The sequence below is a fragment of the Streptomyces alkaliphilus genome, assembly GCF_014141535.1.
Taxonomy (GTDB): Bacteria; Actinomycetota; Actinomycetes; order Streptomycetales; family Streptomycetaceae; genus Streptomyces; species Streptomyces alkaliphilus.
Genome location: NZ_VKHT01000698.1, coordinates 1 through 2,813, shown reverse-complemented (window position 1 = coordinate 2,813; position 2,813 = coordinate 1). Strand labels below are relative to the sequence as shown.

Annotated in this window: 3 protein-coding genes; 1 reads left to right on the top strand and 2 read right to left on the bottom strand. The window is 73.0% G+C overall.

Features of this window, described 5'->3' with window-relative positions; genetic code table 11:
* On the bottom strand, window positions 1–364 hold a 364-nt coding region (locus FNQ90_RS18640; protein ID WP_182607421.1), incomplete at its 3' end, for a hypothetical protein.
* A gap of 218 nt (window positions 365–582) precedes the next feature.
* Here FNQ90_RS18640 and FNQ90_RS18635 point away from each other — a divergent pair.
* Window positions 583–1,587: a TlpA family protein disulfide reductase gene (locus FNQ90_RS18635; RefSeq protein ID WP_182607420.1), complete on the top strand. Its 1,005-nt coding sequence runs from the start codon at window positions 583–585 to the stop codon at window positions 1,585–1,587.
* Here FNQ90_RS18635 and FNQ90_RS18630 read toward each other — a convergent pair.
* The gene (locus FNQ90_RS18630; protein ID WP_407699393.1) at window positions 1,532–2,509 is read right to left on the bottom strand and encodes a heme o synthase; all 978 of its coding nucleotides are present in this window, start codon (window positions 2,507–2,509) and stop codon (window positions 1,532–1,534) included. The two genes, FNQ90_RS18635 and FNQ90_RS18630, sit on opposite strands and share 56 nt — an antisense overlap.
* Between the last annotated feature and the right edge of the window lie 304 nt (window positions 2,510–2,813).

The window sequence follows — 2,813 nt, the reverse complement described above, 5'->3', positions numbered from 1 at the left end:
CCTGGCTGCCGGCCATGCGGCTCCACTCGTAGGGGCCGGTACGCACCCTGGCGGCCGGCTCCCCGTCGAACGTGTCGTGCACGGTGACGCCCGCGCTCGCCGCGGCGGCGAGCGCCTTCTCCCGGTGACGGGTCACCACATCGCCCCAGGTCCCGTCCGCGCCCACCAGGACCAGTCGGTAGCCGCTGACGCCCAGGTGGGTGAGGGACGCGTCGGCGGAACCGCCGTGCTCGGCGGCGAAGGCCCGGATGCGCTTGGCGAGCCGGGCGGTCCCGCGATCGGTCACCGCGGTCGCTCCCGCCCCGGTGGCGGGTGCGGTGCTCGTGTCGGCGGCGGAGGTCTCGGTTTCGGGGGTTTCGGCCATACCCCCATGCTACCGACCGGTAGGAAGCACCACCAGGACCCGGAATCCCCTGCCGGGGCGCCCGCCGCCGGCACATCGCCCCCCCCACGGTCCGTTCGGGCCCACCGATGGGTGACCCGGCTCCCGGCCCCACGGGGACGCCGACCCGACCGCCCGACACCACGATCGCTCTTGACCGTTCGGTCAAGCGGGAACCGGATCCGACCCCTGGAGCCCAGATGGATCTCCGTCCTCCCGCCGACCCCGCCGGTTCGGACCACCGCTTCGATCGCTTCCGAACACGGCTCCTGATCGACGACATGACGTTCGGCCGGAACGCCCTCGGCCCCGGCAGCCCCGTACCCGGGTTCGACCTGCCCACCCTCGACGGAAACCGGTTCACCTCCGGGGCGCTCGGCCCACGACCGGTGCTCATGGTCTTCGGCTCACGGACCTGCCCCGTCACCGAAAGCGCCGTGCCCGCGCTCAAGCGCCTCCACGTCCGGTACGGGGAGCGGGTCCGCTTCGTCCTGGTCAACACCCGGGAGGCGCACCCCGGCCAGACGATCGGCCGGCCGACCACCGATGCCGACAAGCACCGGCACGCGCGACAGCTGCGTCACCATCACGGTGTCCCGTTCGAGGTCGCGGTCGACGACATCGACGGCACCCCGCACCGCGCCTTCACCCCCAAGCCGAACCCCGCCCACCTCATCGACCCGGGCGGGATCATCCGCTTCCGGGCGCACTGGGTGAACGACGAAGCGGCCCTGCGCGCGGCACTCGATCGGACCACGTCCGGGGAGACCGTCCACGGCCGCAGCCGGGCCATGGTGGGACCGCTGCTCCGCGCCGTCGGCCGTCTCCCGGCCGTCGTCGCCGCCGCCGGCAGCGGGACCGGTCACGACGTCTGGCGCGCCGCACCGCCACTCGCGGTTCTCGGCGCGGTTTCCCGGCTCCTCGCCCGCCTTCCGGCCGACCGGCGGGGCCCCGCGCCGCCGTGGCAGCGCTCCTGTCGGCCTGCGCCGCCGTCGCGGGCCTGCTCCTCGTGTCGGGCTGACACCGCCGCGCACGCCCCGGTGCGGCGGCACCGGGGCGTGCGCGGCGGTCATGACGGTGGGGGTGACCGGGGTTCGGATGCCGGAGGGTCCCGCCCACCCCGGGGCCGGACCGGTCCCGGGCGACGCCCTAACGCAGGAAGGGGTCGATGGCGACGGCCAGGAAGAGGATCGAGACGTAGGTGATCGACCAGTGGAACAGCCGCATCTCCTTGAGCTTGGCACCGGTCGCCCCGGCCCGGGCCCGGGCCCGCAGGGCGTGCGCCTCCCACAGCCACCAGGCACCCGCCAGGACCGCCGTGGTGGCGTAGAACCAGCCCACGTGACCGAGCGGCACCAGGGCCAGCGAGACCAGCACCATCACCCAGCTGTAGATGACGATCTGCCGGGCGACCACGGTGTTGTTCGCGATGACGGGGAGCATCGGCACCCCGACCCGGGCGTAGTCCTCACGGACCCGCATCGACAGCGGCCAGTAGTGGGGAGGCGTCCAGAAGAAGATCACCAGGAAGAGGACGACCGCCGCCCAGGAGAGCGAGTTCGTCACGGAGGACCAGCCGATGAGCACCGGCATGCAGCCGGCGATGCCGCCCCACACGATGTTCTGCGAGGTCCGTCGCTTGAGGATCATCGTGTAGCCCACGACGTAGAAGAGGAGCGCCGCCAGCGCCAGCCCGGCCGAGAGCCAGTTGACCAACAACCCGAACCAGAGGGTGGAGACGATCGCCAGGGAGACGCCGAAGACCAGACACTCCACCGGGGTCACCATCCCGGTGACCAGGGGACGGTTCTCCGTGCGGGACATCAGCGCGTCGATGTCGCGGTCCAGGTACATGTTCAGGGCGTTGGCCCCACCCGCCGACAGGTAGCCGCCGACACAGGTGGCCAGGACGAGCCACAGGTTCGGCACGCCCTGCTCGGCGAGGAACATCACCGGGATCGTGGTGATGAGCAGCAGCTCGATGATGCGCGGCTTGGTGAGCGCGACGAAAGCCTTGATCCGATCGGCGAAGCCGGCATCGGCCCGGGCGTTCCCGGGACCCGCCGGAGGCGGCTGACCGGGCCCCACGCTGTGCTGCTCCACGGGTCGGGATTCGACGGCCGTCACGGACACCCCTGGTTAAGTGCGACATCGGCGGCTCGCACTCCCCGGGCGGAACGGATCGGTCCCCGCCGGCGGGCGCGAGGCGGGCCACGGCCCGCGCGTACCACGCCACTCTAGACGCCCGAGATACCCCGCTTGTCGCCGGGGTCCGTCGTGTCGATTCCGCCCCCTCGCCGGGCCCCGAAACCCGTTCCGGGCCGGGGCCGGGTGCCCCGGCCCGGGGCGGGGTTCGGGGCCGCTCGCCAGGTCCGTCGTCCCCCACCGGCGTGCCGGGAGGCAGGGTGGGACCGCACACGGCACCCTGGAG